Origin of the sequence: Rhodococcus sp. NPDC059968, assembly GCF_042738615.1 — a bacterium.
Lineage (GTDB): Bacteria > Actinomycetota > Actinomycetes > Mycobacteriales > Mycobacteriaceae > Rhodococcus_F.
In genome coordinates, this window is sequence record NZ_JBHWUE010000250.1 from 1 (window position 1) to 2,230 (window position 2,230).

Annotated in this window: 1 protein-coding gene; it reads left to right on the plus strand. The window is 64.8% G+C overall.

Annotated features, from left to right (window positions below; translation table 11 throughout):
* Positions 1-2,230: condensation domain-containing protein (locus ACFWAY_RS53565; protein WP_378516518.1), on the plus strand; the 2,230-nt coding region annotated here is incomplete at both ends.

A 2,230-nucleotide genomic window follows, 5' to 3' on the forward strand; every position in this document is an offset into this window, starting at 1 on the left:
CGACGGTGGCGGCGCTGGCGGTGCGGGCCGAAGAGCATGCCGGTGAGGGTGGACGCCCGGCGTTGACGCGCCGCGAGCGGCCCGACCGAGTTCCGCTGTCATTGGCGCAGCAGCGGATGTGGTTCCTCAACCAGTTCGACCCGGAGTCGGCGGCATACAACATTCCGCTCGTGGTCCGCCTGACCGGTGAATTGGATGTGGCTGCGATACAGGCTGCGGTGCTCGACGTGTTCGCTCGGCACGAGGCGTTGCGGACCGTGTTCCCCGATTCAAACCGGGGACCGTCGCAGGTGGTCGTGCCCCCCTCCCGCGTCCCGCTGGATCTGACGCCGACACCGGTCGCCGACGAGGACGAGTTGCGGGCACGGGTGGCGACCGTGCTGACGCACGGATTCGACGTCACCGAGTCGGTACCGGCGCGCGGAGGTCTGTTCCGGGTGTCGGAGTCCGAGTATGTGTTGGCGGTGGTGGTGCACCATATCTGCGCTGACGGGTTCTCGATGGGGCCGTTGGCCCGTGACGTGATGGTGGCATATGCCTCCCGGCACGCCGGACACGAACCGGGTTGGGCGGCGCTCGAGGTGCAGTATGCGGACTACACCCTCTGGCAGCGGGAGGTTCTCGGGTCGGAGGACGATCCGTCGTCGGTGGTGTCGCGGCAGATCGACTACTGGACAAACACGTTGGCTGGTGTGCCCGATGTACTGGCGTTGCCGTCGGATCGACCGCGTCCGGCGGAGCGGTCGGGTGTGGGTGCCAGCGTCGACTTCGCAGTGCCGGCCGGAATCGTGCAGGGAATCCAGGCATTGGCTCGGGATAAGGGTGCGACGCCGTTCATGGTGGTGCAGGCGGCGTTGACGGTGCTCTTGGCGAGGCTGTGTGGGGCGACCGATATCGCGATCGGGTCGCCGATCGCGGGCCGTGGTGATGCGGAGTTGGACGATCTGGTGGGCATGTTCGTCAATACGTTGGTGTTGCGAGCGCAGTACGAGCCGGGCGAATCGTTCGCGGAACTACTGGGGCGGATGCGCGATTCGGATCTGGAGGCGTTCGGGCGGGCGGATGTTCCGTTCGAGCGGTTGGTGGAAAAGCTGAATCCGATTCGGTCTCAGTCGTTCTCTCCGTTGTTCCAGGTTATGTTGGCGTTTCAGAATTTCACTCGGCAGGCGGTGGAGCTTCCTGGATTGACGGTCTCGCCGGTGGAGGTCGAGTGGGAGGCGGCGCAGTTCGATCTGTCGATGACCCTGGGTGAGCCGGCCGGTGGTGAGGGTGGGTATGTCGGATCGCTGTCGTATGCGACGGATATTTTCGATGAGGCGACAGCGGAACGGATCGTGGAGCGGTTCGTGCGGGTGCTGGGGTCGGTAGTGGAGGATCCGTCGGTGCGGGTGGGGGATGTCTCGGTCATCGATGATGACGAGTGGCATCGGTTGCTGGTGGAGTGGAACGACACGGCCGTGGCCGTCGACGATGTGTTGTTGCTCGAGGGTTTCGAGGCTCAGGTGGCGCGGGCGCCGGATGCGGTGGCGGTGGTGTTCGAGGGACAGCGGCTCTCGTATGGGGAGTTCGCTGCTCGGGTGAACCGGCTGGCCCGGTTCCTGATCTCGCGAGGCGTGGGTCCGGAGTCGTTAGTGGGGGTGGGAATGAGCCGGTCCGTCGAGATGATGGTGAGCGTCTATGCGGCCCTCGAGGCCGGTGCCGGGTATGTGCCGCTGGATCCGGAGCACCCGGTGGAGCGCACCGAGTACGTGATTGCGACGGCGGAGCCGGCGGTGGTGCTGACCACGTCGTGGGACCGTGGCGCGCTGCCGATGTCGGCTGAGGCCGTCGAGGTGGATGTGCTCGACCTGGCTGAATTCGATTCTTCGTCGGTGACCTGCGTGGAGCGGCGGGGGTCGGTGCGGCCGGAGAACACCGCATATGTCATCTTCACGTCTGGGTCGACGGGGCGACCGAAGGGGGTGGCGGTCAGTCATCGTGCGATTGTCAATCAGTTGTCGTGGTTGGTTTCGGCGTATGGGCTTGATGATTCGGATGTGGTGTTGCACAAAACTCCTGTGACATTCGACGTGTCGTTGTGGGAGTTGTTCGTTCCGTTGAGTGTCGGTGCCCGGATGATCCTCGCGCGTCCCGACGGGCATCGGGATCCGGACTATCTGCTGTCACTGATGGAAGAGTCCGGTATCACCGTGGCTGCGTTCGTGCCGTCGATGTTGGCGGCGTTGTTGAT